This window comes from Brevibacillus sp. MCWH, assembly GCF_013096935.1.
GTDB classification, from domain to species: domain Bacteria; phylum Bacillota; class Bacilli; order Brevibacillales; family Brevibacillaceae; genus Brevibacillus; species Brevibacillus aydinogluensis.
The window spans coordinates 1-454 of sequence record NZ_SDLF01000151.1 but is presented as its reverse complement, the minus strand read 5'-3'; the positions used below and the strand labels follow the sequence as shown (position 1 = coordinate 454).

1 protein-coding gene is annotated in these 454 nt (G+C 48.9%); it reads right to left on the bottom strand.

Features of this window, described 5'->3' with window-relative positions; translation table 11 throughout:
- Positions 1-454 (bottom strand): PDZ domain-containing protein (locus ETC00_RS19820; RefSeq protein WP_171567753.1); only part of this gene is annotated, 454 nt, incomplete at both ends.

Sequence of the window (454 nt, the reverse complement as noted above, 5' to 3'; positions counted from 1 at the left end):
GCTTTATGGGCTGCGATCACTTTTTGAGAAATGCCGCCGATCGGTCCGACTTCTCCGTCGATGTTAATCGTTCCTGTCCCAGCAATGCGATAACCTTTTGTCAAATCTTCAGGAATGAGTTGGTTGTACACTTCGAGCGCAAACATCAAACCAGCTGACGGTCCACCAATTTCATCCGATTCAATGCGAACAGGTGGATCGGTCACAATATCGCGATCAGTCATGACCGAAACACCGAGACCGACGCGATTTTTTTCTTTCGGAAACGGTGCGAGCGTCAATGTCGCCGTTTTTTCTTTCCCCGCTCGCTTATATGTGACACGAACGCGATCCCCTTTTTTCTTTCCGCTTACGTATTGAATAAACGCATCGGCTTCTTCAATTCGTTGTCCGTCAATGGCCACTAATTGATCGCCGCTTTTCAAGACGTTTGCCGCGGGCATGCCGTCAACGA